The 16,366-nt window shown below is 65.5% G+C and carries 14 protein-coding genes; 8 read left to right on the forward strand and 6 right to left on the reverse strand.

Going from position 1 to position 16,366, the window contains the following annotated elements:
- The first annotated feature begins 77 nt into the window (after nt 1–77).
- From NHH73_12105 to NHH73_12130, 6 genes are read left to right on the forward strand one after another with little or no spacing between them, the layout of a single operon-like run.
- Nucleotides 78–1,136 carry an ATP-grasp domain-containing protein gene (locus NHH73_12105; GenBank protein USX28964.1) on the forward strand — a complete coding sequence of 353 codons (1,059 nt, stop codon included), beginning with the start codon at nt 78–80 and terminating at the stop codon, nt 1,134–1,136.
- Nucleotides 1,133–2,323, forward strand: coding sequence for a phosphoribosyltransferase family protein (locus NHH73_12110; GenBank protein USX28965.1), 1,191 nt, complete (start codon nt 1,133–1,135; stop codon nt 2,321–2,323). Before NHH73_12105 ends, NHH73_12110 begins: the two co-directional genes overlap by 4 nt.
- Nucleotides 2,301–3,053, forward strand: coding sequence for a hypothetical protein (locus NHH73_12115; GenBank protein ID USX28966.1), 753 nt, complete (start codon nt 2,301–2,303; stop codon nt 3,051–3,053). The genes NHH73_12110 and NHH73_12115 overlap by 23 nt, the downstream gene beginning before the upstream one ends.
- Nucleotides 3,050–4,198, forward strand: a complete 1,149-nt coding sequence (locus NHH73_12120) for a cysteine protease StiP family protein (GenBank protein ID USX28967.1) — start codon at nt 3,050–3,052, stop codon at nt 4,196–4,198. The genes NHH73_12115 and NHH73_12120 overlap by 4 nt, the downstream gene beginning before the upstream one ends.
- The gene (locus NHH73_12125; GenBank protein USX28968.1) at nt 4,191–5,144 is read left to right on the forward strand and encodes an HpcH/HpaI aldolase/citrate lyase family protein; all 954 of its coding nucleotides are present in this window, start codon (nt 4,191–4,193) and stop codon (nt 5,142–5,144) included. Before NHH73_12120 ends, NHH73_12125 begins: the two co-directional genes overlap by 8 nt.
- Nucleotides 5,145–5,149: 5 nt before the next feature.
- Nucleotides 5,150–6,373, forward strand: coding sequence for a TerD domain-containing protein (locus tag NHH73_12130; protein ID USX28969.1), 1,224 nt, complete (start codon nt 5,150–5,152; stop codon nt 6,371–6,373).
- Between the two features lie 4 nt (nt 6,374–6,377).
- Here NHH73_12130 and NHH73_12135 read toward each other — a convergent pair whose 3' ends face one another.
- From NHH73_12135 to NHH73_12145, 3 genes are all read right to left on the reverse strand, one after another.
- Nucleotides 6,378–7,766 (reverse strand): chemotaxis protein CheW, encoded by a 1,389-nt coding sequence (locus tag NHH73_12135; protein USX28970.1) that lies wholly within the window; start codon nt 7,764–7,766, stop codon nt 6,378–6,380.
- 3 nt (nt 7,767–7,769) lie between these two features.
- Nucleotides 7,770–9,857 (reverse strand): PAS domain-containing methyl-accepting chemotaxis protein, encoded by a 2,088-nt coding sequence (locus tag NHH73_12140; protein USX28971.1) that lies wholly within the window; start codon nt 9,855–9,857, stop codon nt 7,770–7,772.
- A gap of 167 nt (nt 9,858–10,024) precedes the next feature.
- On the reverse strand, nt 10,025–11,158 hold the full coding sequence (locus tag NHH73_12145; protein ID USX28972.1) for a DSD1 family PLP-dependent enzyme: 1,134 nt from the start codon (nt 11,156–11,158) through the stop codon (nt 10,025–10,027).
- 96 nt (nt 11,159–11,254) lie between these two features.
- On the opposite strand from NHH73_12145, the gene NHH73_12150 reads away from it, so the two are divergent.
- A complete protein-coding gene (locus tag NHH73_12150) occupies nt 11,255–12,166 on the forward strand; it encodes a LysR family transcriptional regulator (GenBank protein ID USX28973.1) in 912 nt (303 codons plus the stop codon).
- Between the two features lie 9 nt (nt 12,167–12,175).
- Here NHH73_12150 and NHH73_12155 read toward each other — a convergent pair whose 3' ends face one another.
- From NHH73_12155 to NHH73_12165, 3 genes are all read right to left on the reverse strand, one after another.
- Nucleotides 12,176–13,135, reverse strand: coding sequence for a sensor domain-containing diguanylate cyclase (locus NHH73_12155; GenBank protein ID USX28974.1), 960 nt, complete (start codon nt 13,133–13,135; stop codon nt 12,176–12,178).
- Between the two features lie 181 nt (nt 13,136–13,316).
- Complete coding sequence (locus tag NHH73_12160) at nt 13,317–13,835, reverse strand: hemerythrin domain-containing protein (GenBank protein USX28975.1); 519 nt, start codon at nt 13,833–13,835, stop codon at nt 13,317–13,319.
- Between the two features lie 33 nt (nt 13,836–13,868).
- Nucleotides 13,869–14,066: a hypothetical protein gene (locus NHH73_12165; GenBank protein USX28976.1), complete on the reverse strand. Its 198-nt coding sequence runs from the start codon at nt 14,064–14,066 to the stop codon at nt 13,869–13,871.
- Nucleotides 14,067–14,314: 248 nt separating this feature from the next.
- On the opposite strand from NHH73_12165, the gene NHH73_12170 reads away from it, so the two are divergent.
- Entirely contained in the window at nt 14,315–16,327 is a 2,013-nt protein-coding gene (locus tag NHH73_12170) for an ATP-binding protein (GenBank protein USX28977.1), read from the forward strand.
- Nucleotides 16,328–16,366: the final 39 nt, after the last annotated feature.

The raw sequence follows: 16,366 nt of genomic DNA on the forward strand, positions 1-16,366 counted from the left end.
TTTGCTCGTGCGCGCAAGGTCTATGGCCGCGCCCGCTGTACACGCTGTTTTTCACCATCGATCGACATGAGGATTGCATGAGCATTGATTTGAGCGCGCCCGAGCGGGTTTTGCGCGTCTGGTATAACAGCGCCTTCTCGTCCATCGCGAACGTGCTCACGCTGATCCGCGAGGCCGACCACGCCGGCCGGTTCCATACCATTTACACGCACCCGCACGCGCATACCGCGGCGGCCGGCGCCGCGCACGAGTTCCACCTGGAGCCGAAAGGCTTGACGGCGGCCGACTATGTCGACTGGTGCCTGGAATTTTGCCGCGAGCACAAGGTCGACGTGTTCGCGCCGGCCAAGCACGCCTCCGCGCTGAGCGCGGCACGGGGCCGCTTCCTCGAGCATGGCGTGCGGGTGCTCAGCGCCGCCGCCTCCGACAAGCTCGACATCATCGACGACAAGGCCGCCTTCTACGCCGGCGTCGATCTGCCGCTGGCGCCGCCGCCCGAGTTCCGCATCTTCAAGGACATCGACCAGTTCGAGGCCGCCCACGCCGAGCTGCGTCCGCTGCACAAGGAGCTGTGCGTCAAGCCGGCGCGCTCGGTCTACGGCCTCGGCTTCAGCGTGCTGGACGAGGAGCGCAGCAGCGCCGCGCTGTTGCTGGCCGGCTCCAGCTACCGCATCGGCCTGGGCGACCTGCGCCGTGGCTTGGCGGAGCTGGACACCTTCCGCACCATGCTGCTGATGGAATACCTCGACGGCTACGAATACAGTGTCGATTGCGTCGGCGCCAATGGCCACCTGGTCACGGCGGTGGCGCGCAAGAAGCTGCCGCAGCCCGGCCACGGCCAGGTGATCGAGGTGCGCGCAGACATCGTCGAGTCGTGCGCCAAGCTGGCGGCTGATTTCGGCCTGAGCGGCATGTTCAACGTGCAGTTCCGCGAAGGCCAGGGCAGCCTGCGCCTGCTGGAGATCAACGCGCGCGCCTCGGGCGGCATCGGCATGGCTTGCCTGGCGGGGCCGAACCTGCCTTACCTGGCGCTGACCAGCTTTGTCGACGGCCATGAAGGGTTCACGCCCGAGCAGCTGGCGGTGCGCGACGGCATGCGCGTGGGCGAACTGGGCACGGCGGTGGCATTGCCATGAACGGGCCATCGCCATTTTTAGGCACCGTCGAGGTGGAACTGCCGACCGGGACGCTGGAACTGCGCGTCACCGGCAGCGAGTTTCCTCCCGACAGCCTGCTGGGCTTTGCCGCGCGCGATAACGCCAAGCGCGGCTTCCTGTTCCTGAGCAAGGTGCTGGGCAAGCATTGGCCGGTCACGCCGCAGCGCATGGCCGAGATCCACGAGAGCCTGGCGGCCGGCGTGCCGGAGTTGCCGGGACCGGTCGTGTTCATCTCGATGGCGGAAACCGGCATCGGCCTGGGACAGGGCATGTTCGAGGCGTGGCAGCGCGCCCATCCGGACCAGCCGGCGCTGTTCCTGCACACCACCCGCTACCGGGTCGGCAATGAGCCGCTGATCGAATTCGAGGAGGCGCACAGCCACGCGCCGCGCCAGTTCCTGCACTGGCCGGCCGATCCGGCGCAGCGCGAGTTGTTCGCCGGCATGCGCTCGCTGGTGCTGGTCGACGACGAGGCCAGCACCGGCAACACCTTCGTCAACCTGTTGAACGCTTGCCGCCAGGTACAACCCGGGGTAAAGCCGACCCTTGGTCACCTGCATCTGGCGGTAATCACCAATTTCATGGGCGAGCAGGGCGTCGAAGCGTTGGCGCAGCGTTGCGCGTTGCCGATGACGGTGGGCGCTTGCCTGCACGGCAGCTATCGCTTCACCGCAGGCGCGATGGAATCGGGCGCGGCGCCGGCGCAGCGTTTCGACGCCGACGCCGAGCGTGGCGCCAGCGACCAGTTCGGCCGTCGCGGCCGCACCGCGCCGCTGCGCCTGCCGCAGGTATTGGTGTCCGGCCTGGCCGCCGACATCGGCGCCGGCCAGAAAGTGCTGGTGCTCGGCACCGGCGAGTTCATGCATGCGGCCTATGCGCTGGGCGCCGGGCTGGCGCGCGACGGCGTCGACGTGCTGGTGCAGTCGACCACGCGCTCGCCGATCCGCCGCTGGGGCGCGGTGGCACATACGCTCGCGTTCGCCGACAACTACGGCGAAGGCATTCCCAATTTTTTGTACAACGTCGCCCCCGGTCAGTACGACCATGTTTTCATCTGCCACGAGACGCCGCCCAACGCCGCGTTGTTCGAGCTGGCCGCGCTGCTCAAGGCGCGTCTGTTCCATTTTAAGAGTGAGGCCCTGATTGAAGAAATTCCTGTTTGCTGACCTGGACGACACACTGTTCCAATCGCTGGAAAAGTGCGCCGGGCGCGACGACCTCGAACCGGCGGCCGTGCTCAAGGACGGCGTCGCCTGCTCGTTCACCACCGCCGGCCAGCGCGCGATGTTCCAGTTCATGAATGACGGCATGACCATCATTCCCGCGACCGCGCGCAACCAGGACGCCTACAGCCGCGTCAAGCTCGACTTCACCAGCTACGCGGTAATCAACTACGGCGGCGTGGTGCTGCTGCCCGACGGCAGCGCCGACCGGTCCTGGCTCGAACGCATGCGCCCGGCGATGCTGGCCGCGCAGGACGGCCTGGCCGAGCTGGGCCGCCTGATCGACGCCTACGTCGAGGCCGCGGGCCAGAGCAGTCGCACCCGCATCGTTGAGGATTATTCGATTCCGTTCTATCTGCTGATCAAGGACGCCGACAAGATCGCCGCCAGGCTCGAGCCGATCGAGCGCGAAGTGGTGATTCCGTGGCTGGAGGCGCGCGGCCACGACTACTTCGTCCACCGTAACGCCAACAATCTGGCCATCCTGCCCAACGCGCTGAACAAGTCGCACGCGGTGGCCTACGTCACCGAGCTGCTGCGCGCCGAGCATGGCCCCATTTTGACCTTCGGCATCGGCGACAGCCGTTCGGACGCGCGCTTCATGGCCGCTTGCGACTACGCCATCGTGCCGCGCGGCACGCAACTGGCCGGGGTCGCCCTGGAGCCGCTATGAATTTCAGCGGCAGCTACCACGGCGACGATGTGCGCTTCCTGCTCAAGCCGCTGGCGCTGACCTCGTTCGTCGATGTGCCCGACAAGGAACGCCTGATCCAGTCGGGCCAGCGCCATTACAGCGAGATGCTGTCGCGCGAGTCGCTGCCGTCGCCGCGCTACCTGGACGTGTTCGGCCAGGCCTGCACGGCCAACCTGGAGCGCATGGCGCGCGACTGCGTGAGCCTTGCCGGCCTGATCGCCCGCCGCCGCGCCGGGCCGGTGACCCTGGTCTCGCTGGCGCGCGCCGGCACGCCGGTGGGCGTGGTGCTCAAGCGTCTGCTCGGCAGCGTGTTCGGCCGCGAGGTCGCGCATTATTCGCTGTCGATCATCCGCGACCGCGGCATCGACCAGGTCGCGCTGGAATACATCCTGGCGCAGGGCCACGCGCCCGAATCGATCGTCTTCATCGACGGCTGGACCGGCAAGGGCGTCATCGCCGGCGAGCTGCACGCCAGCATGGCGGTGTTCAACGCGCGCCACGGCTGCGCCATCGACAGCGGCCTGTACGTGCTGTCCGACCTGGCCGGCGTGGCCGCGCGCGCCGTCGGCCACGACGATTACCTGATTCCTTCGAGCATTTTGAACGCCACCGTGTCGGGCCTCGTCAGCCGCTCGATCCTGAACGACGAGATCGGCCCGGAAGATTTCCACGGTTGCGTGTACTACGCCGAGTTCGAACCGCAGGACCAGTCGCGCGTGTTCGCCGACCGCCTGGTCGACCTGGCGCAACAATGGGCCGAAGGGCCGGCCGCCATCGACGCGGTCATCGGCCCGGCCAGCGAACCGGCCGGCGCGACCACCGCGTTGGCCGAACTCGCCACCGAGACCGCGCGCGCGACGGCGGCGCGCGTCTCGCGCGACTACATGGAGGCGGCCATGCGCGTGCACGGCGTCGCCGACCGCAACCTGATCAAACCCGGCCTGGGCGAAGCCACGCGCGTGCTGCTGCGGCGCTCGCCGGACAGGCTGATCGTGCGCGACGCGGCCAGCGCCGACGTCGCCCATTTGCTGGTGCTGGCACGCGAAAAAGACGTGCCGGTGCAACTCGATCCGGAGCTGCCATACCAGGCCGTTTCCATCATCAGGAGTATCGCCGATGGTTAAGACACCAGGGGCTTCGCTGTACGTGCCGGCGACCCATAAATATCTGATGGACGTCGCCAGCGGCACGCGCCTGGGCAATGTCCGCTCGCTGATCATGTGCACCGAGGACGCGGTCGCCGACCGCGAGCTCAGCTACGCCTTGTTCAACCTGTCGCTGGTGCTGGCCAACATGCCGGCGGAGAGCCAGGCCGAGCGCTTCGTGCGGGTGCGCAACCTCGACGTGATGGCGCGCGTGCTGGCCATGCCCGGCGCCGACAAGCTGACCGGCTTCGTCATCCCCAAGGCCACCCAGTACAATCTGCCGATGTACTGCAACCTGGTGCGCGACACGGCCCACGCGCTGATGCCGACCCTGGAGACGGCCGAGGTGTTCTACGATGCCGAGATGCACGCGCTGCGTCATCTGATCGGCTCGCCCGGCATCCGCGAGCGGGTGGTGGCGCTGCGCATTGGCGGCAACGATCTGCTGGCGCTGCTGGGCTTGCGCCGGCCGCGCAACATGACGATCTACCGCACGCCGCTGGGGCCGGTGATCGGGCGGCTGGTGACGACCTTCCGGCCGCACGGTTTTGCGCTGACGGCGCCGGTGTTCGAGCATCTGGACCTGCCGGAGTTGCTGGCCGAGGAGGTCAACGAGGACCTGGCGCACGGCATGGTCGGCAAGACCGCGATCCATCCGAGCCAGATCGAGCCGATCGAAAGCCATTACCGCGTCTCTGCCAGCGACCTGGAGGAGGCCTCCGCCATTCTGCGGCCGGACAGCCCGGCCGTGTTCGCGATGAACCAGTCGATGTGCGAGGTGGCCACCCATCGCGCCTGGGCCGAGAGCACGCTCGAACGCTCGCGCCTGTTCGGGTCGCATCCGGGCCAGGCGCAGAAGCAGGAGCAAGAGTCGATGCAGGCCGCAACTTCGCCAGTGTTAACGAGTCAAACCATTCTGAGGTGATCGAAATGAAGCAATTCTCGCGCGGACAAAAGAGCAAGCTCGACGACCTGGGCTGCGGCCAGGCGTTCAATGTCGATGTGGAACTGAAGCTGGGCGGTACCAGCGCCGACGTCTCGTGCTTCGGCCTCGACGCGTCGGAGCGGCTGTCGGACGACCGTTACATGGTGTTCTACAACCAGCTGGCCAGCCCGGGCGGGGCGGTCAGGCTGACCATCGCGGGCGACCGCTCCAGCTTTGCCGTCAACCTGGCGGCGCTGCCGGAGTCGATCGCCAAGCTGGTGTTTACCGCCGCCATCGACAGCGGCGCGATGCGCTCGCTGAGCCAGGGCAGCGTGACGGTCGGCGGTGTGGCGCAGTTCCCGCTGGCCGGCGCCGACTTCCAGGATGAGAAGGCGGTGATAGTGGCCGAGCTGTATCGCAAGGACGGGCTGTGGCGCTTTGGCGCCGTGGGGCAGGGCTTCAATGGCGGTTTGTCGGCGTTGCTGACGCACTTCGGCGGCAGCGAGAGCGCGTCGTCGTCGGCCTCCGCGCCGTCACCGGCGCCAGCGCCGGCGGCTGCGACGCAGCCCAAGGTGTCGCTGTCGAAGATCACGCTGGAGAAGCGTGGCGACAAGATCTCGCTGGAGAAATCGGCCTCGCGCGGTTTCGGCCGCATCCACGTCAATTTGAACTGGAATCGTTCGGGCGCCGTGGCGCCGGTGGAGAAGGGGGGCTTCCTGTCCAAGCTGACCGGCGGCCTGCGCCCGTCCAAGGGGCTGGATCTGGATCTGGCCTGCATGTTCGAGCTGAACGACGGCTCCAAGGGCGTCGTGCAAGCGTTGGGCAACAGCTTCGGCAACTTCGACGGCAAGCCGTACATCCAGCTGGAAGCCGATGACCGCACCGGCGCCAATGTCGATGGCGAAAATCTGACCATCAACGGCCAACGTTTCGACGAGGTCAGGCGGGCGTTGATTTTCGCGTTCATTTACGAAGGTGCGCCGAACTGGGCCGCGACCGATGGCGTGGTCACGATCAATGTGCCGGACCAGCCGCCGATCGAGGTACGGCTGGACCAGGGCGCCAGCCAGCGCATGTGCGCCATCGCGATGATCGAGAATATCGGCGGCAAGCTGCAGGTGACCAAGCTGGTCGATTACATCGTGCCGGAAGGCGGCAAGAGCATGCACGAGGTTATGGATCGCAAGTACAACTTCGGCATGAAGTGGGTGGCGGGCAGCAAAGGTTGATTGCCTAACGATTCGCCAGGTCGATCGTGCGGTAACTGACCTGATCGCTACCCTCGCCGGTGGTGATGAATTCCACCGGACCGGCGCCGGCCAGCGCCATCCGGTACAGCCAGCCGGTGTGCGGCGGAATCAACAGCAGCACGTGGCGCACCACGTACCCCGCGTACCCCTCTGGCCCCTTCACCACGATAATCCGCGCAGTGGGCCTGGCCGACGACGGCTCCGGCCCGCTGCGCAGATCCACCAGCCGCACCGCTTGTCCGCGCCATTCGATATTGGCAGCCAACGCCTCCAGCCCATCCATGTGCTCGGCCCGCAGCGGCAGGATCTCTTCCATCGCGTCGATCGGCGCCGCGCACGCCTGATCGGTCTGAAAAACGATATAGGCGCCCGGGTTGGCGCGCTGCGCCTCGCGTTTGTCCTGTTCCGGCGCGGCGCTCTTGCTGATGCTGGCCTCGGGCGTGCTGGCGAACAGCAGCGCCGTGTCGATGACCCGCACCTCCCCGGCGCCTTCCTCGAAAAAGGTAGCGGCGATGCCGCCGTCCGACACGGCAGCGCCGGCGACCGTCAACGACCGCAGTTCGATCGCCTCGCGCACCAGCAAGCCGAGCGTCAGGCCTTCGCGTTGCACGATGGCGAGCAGCTTTGCCTGTGCGGTATCCGGCTGGCCGAGCAGGGCGCCCAAGTTGATCACCGGAATGGTACGGTCGCGCCATTTGCAGTAACGGTTGCTGCCGGCCGTGCCGATCGCAAGCAGTTCGGGCAAATGGATCACCTCGGCCAGCTCGGCCGCCGGCAGCGCCACCCGCACATCGCCCACCGCCAGCAGCGCGCTCAGCACCTTCTCGTCTCCCTGCTGCGCTTGATGGACCGATGGGGCCGCCTCGGCCCCGTCGTCCCCGTTGGATTCATGCCAGGCCGACGCCAGCGCGATCAAGCGGCCGACGTCGAGGATGCTGAGCACCAGGCCCATCTCCGCCGACTTGACGACGGTGTGAAATACTTCCTCGCTGTCGTCGTCGTGATGGACCTGCGACAAGGCCTGCGGCGCGACATCGGTCAAGCCACGGATGCTGTCGACCTTCAGGCCGATGGTGCGCCGGCCGTCGCTGAGCATCATGACCCGTTCGGCGACCTCCACATCCGCTTGCGACGCGCCCAGTTCGACCCAGCGCGCCAGGTCGACCACCGGCACCAGCCGCCCGACGTGCTCGGCCACGCCGCACAGCGCGCCCTGGCGGCGCGGCAGGGCCGTCAGCGCGCCCTTGGCGGGGATGGCCTGCAGCACGGCGTCGATGGCCACGCCGATGTTGACCGCGCCCACGGCCGCCACCGCCAGCCGCACCGCGCCTTCGGCCGGCGCCGACGCAGACACCGATTCCATGGCCGTCATGCCTTAGCGCTCCGTCGCCATGTTCTCGAGTTCCGTCAGCAACGACGAGGCGTCCTGCGTCGCGGCCGCCTGCGCCGAGGTCGACGCGTGGATCTGGTCGATCGACGCGCTGGTCTTGGCGACCGACTGCACGATGCGCTCGAACGCCGCCTCGACGTCGCCCGACAGGCGCGTGCCTTCGCCGACCCGGTTGACGGTTTCGTTGATCAGCTTGGCGATCTCGCGGGTGGCCAGTGCCGACTTTTCGGCCAGCTTGCGCACCTCGTTGGCGACCACCGAGAAGCCGTAGCCGTGCTCGCCGGCGCGCGCGGCCTCGATCGCGGCGTTGAACGCCAGCAGGTGGGTCTGGCCGGCGATGTCGCTGATGGTGTCGATGATTTCATGCACCGCGCCCGACGATTGCTGGATGGCGACGATCGCCTCGCGGGAGCGCGCCAGCAACTTGCTGCCGTCGGACGCCTCCGACTGGGTCTGGCCGGCCAGGCCGGCGCTGTGCTGCGAGCCCTGCGCGATGCCGGCGATCGACAAGGTCAGTTCGCCCAGCACGCCGGAGATGGCCTTGACCTTTTGCGTGACCATTTCCTCGCGGTTGACCTGCTCGGTTACGTCCATGGCGAACTTGACCACCTTGTAGGCCTTGCCGTTGATGTCGAGGATAGGGTTGTAGGTGGCCAGGATCCAGATCTTGGCGCCATGTTTGCCGACGCGCTTGAAGCGGCCCGACTGGAACTCCCCCTGGCCGAGGTTGGCCCAGAAATTGCGGTACTCGGCGCTCTTCACCAGCTCGCCGTCGCAGAACATGCTGTGGTGCTGGCCGATGACTTCCTCTTCGACATAACCCATGGTGCGCAGGAAGTTCTCGTTGGCCGAGAGGATGTTGCCGCGCATATCGAACTCGATGACGGCCTGCGAGCGGCCCAGCGCGTCGAGCTTGCCCTTGGTCTCGGCGCTGAGCATTTTTTGCGTGGTGATGTCGGTGGCGAACTTCACCACCTTGACCGGCTTGCCGTCGGCGTCGAAGATCGGGTTGTACGATGCCAGGATCCATACCTCCTTGCCCGCTTTGGTGACGCGCCGGTATTCGCCGGCGTTGAACTCGCCGCGTCCGAGGCGCTCCCAGAACGCCATATACTCGGGCGAGTGGCTGAACGCGGGATCGCAGAACATGCGGTGGTGCTGGCCGCGCACCTCGTCGAGCGTGTAGCCCATCACGTCCAGGAAGTTGTCGTTGGCCGACAGCACCTTGCCGTGCAGGTCGAACTCGATGACCGCCTGGACCCGGTCGACCGCCTGGTTCTTGCCTTCGAAATTGGCGTTGCGCATTTTCTCGGCCGTGATGTCGGTGGCGAACTTGACCACCTTGAACGGCTTGCCGTCGGCGCCGAAGATGGGGTTGTAGGTGGCCTGGATCCAGATGGCGTTGCCTTGCTTGCCGATGCGCTTGAATTCGCCGGCATGGAATTCGCCCTGGGCCAGCTCCGCCCAGAAGCTGCGGTACTCGTGCGACCGGCTGTAGGCGCCCTCGCAGAAGATCGAGTGGTGCTTGCCGACCACCTCGTCGCGCTCGTAGCCCATGGTCTTGAGGAAGTTGTCGTTGGCGTGCAGGATGCGGCCCGTCAGGTCGAACTCGATCTCCGCCTGGGCGCGGTCGACCGCCATCATCTTGCCCTCGAAGTCGGCGTTGCGCAGCGTTTGTTCGGTGATGTCGGTGGCAAACTTGATCACTTTGAACGGATTGCCGTCGGGACCGATGACGGGATTGTACGACGCTTGCAACCATATCGGCCTGCCGCTTTTGTGCAGGCGCATGTATTCGCCGCTGCTGGGGTGGCCCGCCGCCAGCTCCAGCCACAGGTTGCGGTACTCGTCGGATGCGGCGAACTCGGGCGTGCAAAACATCCGGTGGTGCTTGCCAACGATCTCGTCCAGGCTGTAGCCCATGGCGTCGAGGAAATTGCGGTTGGCGTGGGTGACATTGCCGGCAAGATCGAACTCGATCAGCGCCTGGCTGCGGTTGATGGCGTCGAGCACCGACATGGCAATGCTCAACCGTGAATCACAAGTGCCGATCTCTTCAATAGAACTGTGCATGATTACCTAACCTGTGGAAACTGCTGGAGAAGGCTAAGTGTAGCCGTGAAGAAACCTTCAGGGCGAGCAAAAGGCAACGGAGTTTTGCCGGCGGGGCCACTTGCGTTGCTATCGCGCGTCATTTCTCCTCCCGCAAAACAATCCTTCTGCAAGTGATGGGGGCAACGTTACCAGCCATGCAAGCGCGGCCATGGGACCAGGCCGCCATCGCCGCTCAGCGCCTGGTATTGCGGATATTGCGCGCCGGTGGCGCAGGCGTGATTGGGCAGGATGCGCAGCTGGGTGCCGATCGGAAAGCGCGACGCGATATCGCCATCGACGCCATCGCGCAGCGACAGGATGCCGTGCTCCTGGTTGGCGCCGCTGAGCACATAGCCGGCGATCGGCGTGCCGCGCACGTCGCACACCTGGCCGTAGCCGAAGTCCTGCTTCTGTTTTTGCGTGCCGCGGTCGCGGCTCATCGCCATCCAGCCGGCATCGACGATGGCCCAGCCTTTGTCCTGCTGGTGGCCGATTACCGTGGTCAGCACGCTTAGGGCGACCTCATCCATTGAACACACCCCGATGTTGTGCATCACCAGATCGAAGAACACGTACACGCCGGCGCGCACCTCGGTGACGCCGTCGAACGACTGTGCCGACAGCGCCGTCGGCGTCGAGCCGATGCTGACCGCCGCGCAGGGCAGGCCGGCGGCGCGCAGCCGTTCGGCCGCGACGACGCAGGCCTTGCGCTCCTGCTCGGCGATGGCGATCAGCTTGTTTTGGTCGTCGAGGTCGTAGCTGGAACCGGCGTGCGTCATCACGCCGCCCAGCAGCATGCCGCCTTCATGCAAATGGCGGCCGACGTCGAGCAAGGTGGCGAGCTCGGGGCGGATGCCGGAACGGTGGCCGTCGCTGTCGATCTCGATCCAGACTTCGAACCGCATGTCGTGCTGCTTGCCAAAGCGCACGATGATTTCGGCCGAAGCCAGGCTGTCGGTGATGATTTTCAAGTCGCAACCGCGCCGGCGCAAGGCCATCGCCTGCGCCAGCTTGCTGCCGACCATGCCGACCGCGTACAGGATATCGGTGGTGCCCGCTGCGAAGAAATGCTCCGCCTCGAGCAAGGTGGAGACCGTAATGCCGCGCGCGCCGGCGGCCAGTTGCATGGCCGTCACAGGCTCGCTCTTGCTGGTTTTGACATGCGGACGGAAGTTGACATGCATCGTGTCCATTTTCTCTTGCATGCGCGCGATGTTGCGCTGCATGCGCGGGACGTCGATGATGGCCGCAGGCGTGTTGAGTCCGGTAAGCGCCGACATATTTTCTCCTTGATGAATGAAACCAAGCGTCTAATGTAAATCCTATTCATCAACCTGTGTTTAAATGGAAAGCAATCAAAGCTTAAGAAAAATTGAATGATCAAGATCGAAGACCTGCGCTTGATGGCGACCCTGGCGCGCAGCGTGTCGCTCAGCGAGGCGGCCCGGGCGCTTAACGTGACACCCTCGGCGCTGTCGATGCGCTTGCGCGGCCTGGAGCGGGAGCTGGGCCTGCCGCTGGCCACGCGCACTGCGCGCATGCTGACCTTGAGCGCGGACGGCGAGGTGCTGGCGCAGGAGGCGGCCGCGCTGCTGTCGCGCCTGGAGCAATTGCCCGACCTGTTCGAGCGCGGCGCCCAGAGCGTCAAAGGCAAGCTGCGGGTGGCGGCGCCGTTCGGCTATGGACGCCAGCACATCGCGCCGTTGATCGTGCGGCTGGCGCGGATGTACCCCGAGCTCAACGTTCAACTGGACTTGCGCGAGACGCCCTGGCCCGAGCGCGCCGAGGCCGATATCGTGTTCCACATCGGCAGCGTGCGCGACTCGTCGTGGGTGGCGCGCACCATCGCCGACAACGCGCGCTGGGTGTGTGCCAGCCCGGCCTATATCAAAAAGCATGGCGAGCCGCGCACTCCGCGCGAGTTGTTGACGCATCCGTGCATTTGCATCCGGGAAAATGACGAGGACGTCACCCTGTGGCATTTCAGGCGGGAAAAGGGTGCGGCCGACGGCCGCTTTGGCGCGCGCGAGTCGGTCCGCATCCATCCGGCGATGGAAAGCAACGACGGCGGCACGGCGCGCTATTGGGCGGAGCAGGGGCTGGGACTGGTGCTGCGTTCGCAATGGGATGTGGCGGAGGCGGTGCGCAGGGGCAAGCTGGTGAGGGTGCTTGAGGAATGGCAATTCGATGCCGCGCCGATACTGATTCTTGTGGCATCTAGTAAAAACCTGCCGTCGCGGGTGCGAACGGCATTCGACTTCTTTGTCGATGCACTGCGCCCGGCGTGAAGCTTGCCGCTATTTCTTGGCGGCTTTGATCGCGTACATCCGCGCATCGCCGTCGGCCAGCAGCGCTTCGATCTGCCGGTGCGCGGATGGTTCGAATTCGACCAGTCCGCAGGAAAACGCCAGCGCGTAGCCGCGTTGGGCTTCCGTGTTGTACCGGTCGATGACGTCGGTAAATTTGTCGATCACCATTGCCGCGTCGGCCTCTCCGGCGCTGGTCAGCAGCACGACGAATTCGTCGCCGCCAAGTCGGGCGAACAGGTCGGTGTTGCGGAAGGTCTTGCGCATGGCGTCGGAGAAGGCAACCAGCGCGCGGTCGCCCTCGGCGTGGCCGAAGGTGTCGTTGATGGGCTTGAAGCCGTCCAGATCGAGGAACGCCAGCGTCGCCGGCGCGCCCTGCCTGGCGCAAAAATTAAGGCTGTATTGCGCCATTTGCATGAAGCCGCGGCGGTTGGAAATGCGGGTCAGCTCGTCGGTGGTGGCGGCCTGGAAGGCGGTGAGTTCGTCCTCGACCATGGATGCCAGGTCGCGCAGTGCGACGGCGTCGTCCTCGTCGAATTCGTGCGGCACGGCATCGATGATGCACAGCGTGCCGATTTTGAAGCCGCCGGCCGAGCGCAGTGGGCAACCGGCGTAGAAACGGATATGCGGCGCACCGGTCACCAGCGGATTGTCGGCGAAACGCGGGTCGGCGAGCGTATCGCAGATAAGAAAGATATCGTCACCGAGGATCGCATGGCCGCAAAAGGAAATATTGCGCGGTGTTTCGCTGGCCGGAAGGCTTTCGTTCGATTTGAACCATTGACGGTTCTCGTCGATGATGCTGACGAGCGCGATGGGCACGCGGAACATGCGCTTGGCCATGCGCGTGAGGCGGTCGAACCGTTCCTCCGCTGGTGTGTCGAGGATGTTCATCGAGCGCAGCGCGGTCAGCCGGCTGGCTTCATTGGCGGGCGTGGCAGGTGCTTCCAACCGGGTCTCCTGACGATGTGGTGCGGCTTGTGCCGATTCTACACAAGCGACTATCCGTCAGCCAGCGCGGCTACCAAAAGTGTTGCTAAGTGTTGCTATATGGCACGCCGCCCCGGCTTGCAGGAAGCGGGGGCGGCGTCGGCCCCGAAGGGCGGGTTGCAGCGCGTATCAGTGCGTATGCTTAGTGCGGCAGGGAAGGCATCGGAAGTTCGATTTCTTCCTTGCGGGCGGCGATGGCTTCGCCCAGCGCTGCCATGTCGAGCTTGGCTTTGCGCGCCTTCGGGAACATTTCCTTTTCTTCTTCCTCGACGTGGTGCTCGATATATTCCGACAGTACCTTCACCTTGGCGTCGTACAGGTCGTCGCCCGGTTCCATTTCCAGGATTTGCGCTATCAGGTCCTTGGCGGAAGCGTGCTCGACGGTTGCCTCGTCGACCAGATCCTCGGCGTCGCCGCTGGCTTCGCGCACGGCGGTGTAGAAGATCTCTTCCTCGGCCGTCGCGTGTTTGGTCAGTTCCAGGCAGATCTGGGTAGCGAGTTTCTTTTTGCTAGCCGTCGAACGGTCGCTCAGGTTCTCGTATTTTTCAAACAGTTCCTTGACGTTTTTGTGATCCTGCGTCAGCAGTTCGATAGCGTCGATGGAATCGGTGCTTTGTGGCGCGCGTGGCGCCTTGCTCTTGGTGGTGGTCGTAGTGCTCATATTGTTTGCCTCGTATCGGTAAGGGTGGGGAGATTATTTCGATTTCGAGCCGGAGGAAGACTTGCCGGCGGCCGGTTTTGCCGACGATGCGCCGGCCGATGACTTGCTGCCGGAGGTGGCGGACTGGCTGTTGCCTTTGCCGGTGCTGCTGTTGCCGGAGTTTTTGGCGGTGCCGGTTTCTTCCACCTTGCTGTTGCCGCCGTTTTTGCCGCCTTGGGTTGGTTTGCTCATCATTGTCTCCTGGATGGTTCGATGTGAATCGGATTGTTGTAACCTGAAGTTAGCAATGGAAAAGCTTTGCTATGGGAATATAGTAGGCGCGCGCTCTACAATTCCCTGTAGGAGTGTTGCCTGTGTCCGTGTAGGCCGCGTCGCCCATTAGTTTGCCGACGGCGAATGCTACAATCTTGGTTACTTTCCCTTCAATATCCGGGTTCGCCATTTGGGGCTTGGGACCAGCATTCCGTATAGAAATTCGCATGACGCTCGATACCTCCCTGATTGTGCAGTCCCTGCCATTTGCCATCCTGGTGCTCGACGCGACGCCGGACTTTGTCATTCGCCAAGCATCCGATGAGTACCTGGCGGCAACCTTGACCAAGCGTTCCGATCTGATCGACCGCCCGCTGTTCGAGGCGTTCCCCGCATCGGGCGCGGACGCCGACGGCCCCGCGCGGCTGCGCGCGTCGCTGGAGCAGGTGCTCGCCACCGGGCGTACGCACGCGATGGAGGTGCAGCGCTATGACGTGCCGGACCGCGATGGCGACGGCTTCATCGTCAAGTATTGGCTGCCGACCAATATCCCGGTGCGCGGCGAGGACGGCCGCGTGCGCTCAATCCTGCACCGTGTCTACGACCTGACGGCGATCCTCGCCAGCGAGGACGGGCAGGGCCTGGGCAGCCAGCCGGCGCACCTGACGCGGTCGTTGCAGGACTTGCGCCAACTGGCCGAACTGATGCGCGAGGGCGAGGGCCGGCGCCGCAACGCCGAGGCGCGCGCGACCGAGGCCGGCGAACGGCTCGAACTGGCCGTCGCCGCTGGCGAGCTGGGCACGTTCTACTGCCCCATGCCGCTGGGGAAGATCTTCTGGAACGACAAGTGCAAGGAGCATTTCTTCCTGCCCCAGGACGCCGAGATCGACTTCGACGTCTTCTATAGCCGCATCCATCCAGACGACCGCGAGCGTACCCGCGCGGCGGTCGACGCCAGCGTGGTGGACAAGAAAGGCTACGACGTCGACTACCGCGTGCTGGCGCCGGACGGACGAGAGCGTTGGCTGCGCGCCAAGGGCCGCACCTATTACGACCGTGACGGCGCGCCGACGCGCTTCGACGGCATCACCATCGACATCAGCGACACCAAGCGCATCCAGGACGAGCTGGCGCGCAGCAACCAGCAGAAGGACGACTTCCTGGCCATGCTGGCGCACGAGCTGCGCAACCCGCTGGCGCCGATCACGGCCGCCGCCGATCTGCTGGCGATGGCGCCGCCGGACCCGGCCCGCATCGCCCGCATGAGCGAGGTGCTGTCGCGCCAGGCGCGGCACATGTCGGCCATGCTCGACGACCTGCTCGACGTCTCGCGCGTAACGCGCGGCGTGGTCGAGCTGAACAAGACCGTGATCGACTGCAAGCAGGTGGTCGCCGCCGCGCTGGAGCAGGTCAACCCGCTGATCGAGACGCGCGGCCACAAGGTGAGCACGCAGATCACCTACGAGCAGGCGCAAGTGGTCGGCGACGAAAAACGGCTGGTGCAGGTGCTGGCCAATCTTCTCAACAACGCGGCCAAGTACACGCCGGCCCGGGGTGCGATCGAGCTGGCGCTGCGGGTCGACGGCGGCGAGGTGGTCGTCACGGTGGCCGACAACGGCGCCGGCATCGCCACGGATTTGCTGCCGCATGTGTTCGACCTGTTCGTGCAAGGTGCGCGCACGCCGGACCGGGCGCAGGGCGGTCTCGGACTGGGACTGCCGCTGGTCAAGAGTTTGGTCGGGCTGCACGGCGGGCGCGTGGCCGCCAGCAGCGGCGGCCCCGGCGCCGGCAGCGTGTTCGAGGTGCGGCTGCCGCGCCATCAGGTCGCCGATGCGGGCGACGGCGCCACGGGCGGCCTGGCGCCGCAGTCGGGGAAGGCGTTGCGCATCGTGGTGGTCGACGACAACGCCGACGCCGCGTGGACCCTGGCCACCTGCCTGCGGGCGGTCGGCCACAGCGTCGAGGAGATGACCAACCCGCGCGCGGCGCTGGCCATCCCGGCGGACCGGGTGCCCGACGTGTTCCTGCTCGACATCGGCATGCCCGACATCGACGGCCACGAACTGGCGCGCCGCCTGCGCGGCCAGCCGCACACCGCGGGTACGCGGCTGATCGCCGTCACCGGCTATGGCAACATCGAGGAAAAGGCGGGCGGCAAGGGCGACTTCGACCGCTACCTGGTCAAGCCGGTTAATTTCGGCAAGTTGATGCAGCTACTGGAAGATGTGATGACGACGTAAGGCCAGCGCTTTGCTCAGCTTGTTGATCAATGCGCGCGG

This window comes from Oxalobacteraceae bacterium OTU3CINTB1, assembly GCA_024123955.1.
In the GTDB taxonomy this organism is placed as follows: domain Bacteria; phylum Pseudomonadota; class Gammaproteobacteria; order Burkholderiales; family Burkholderiaceae_D; genus Rugamonas.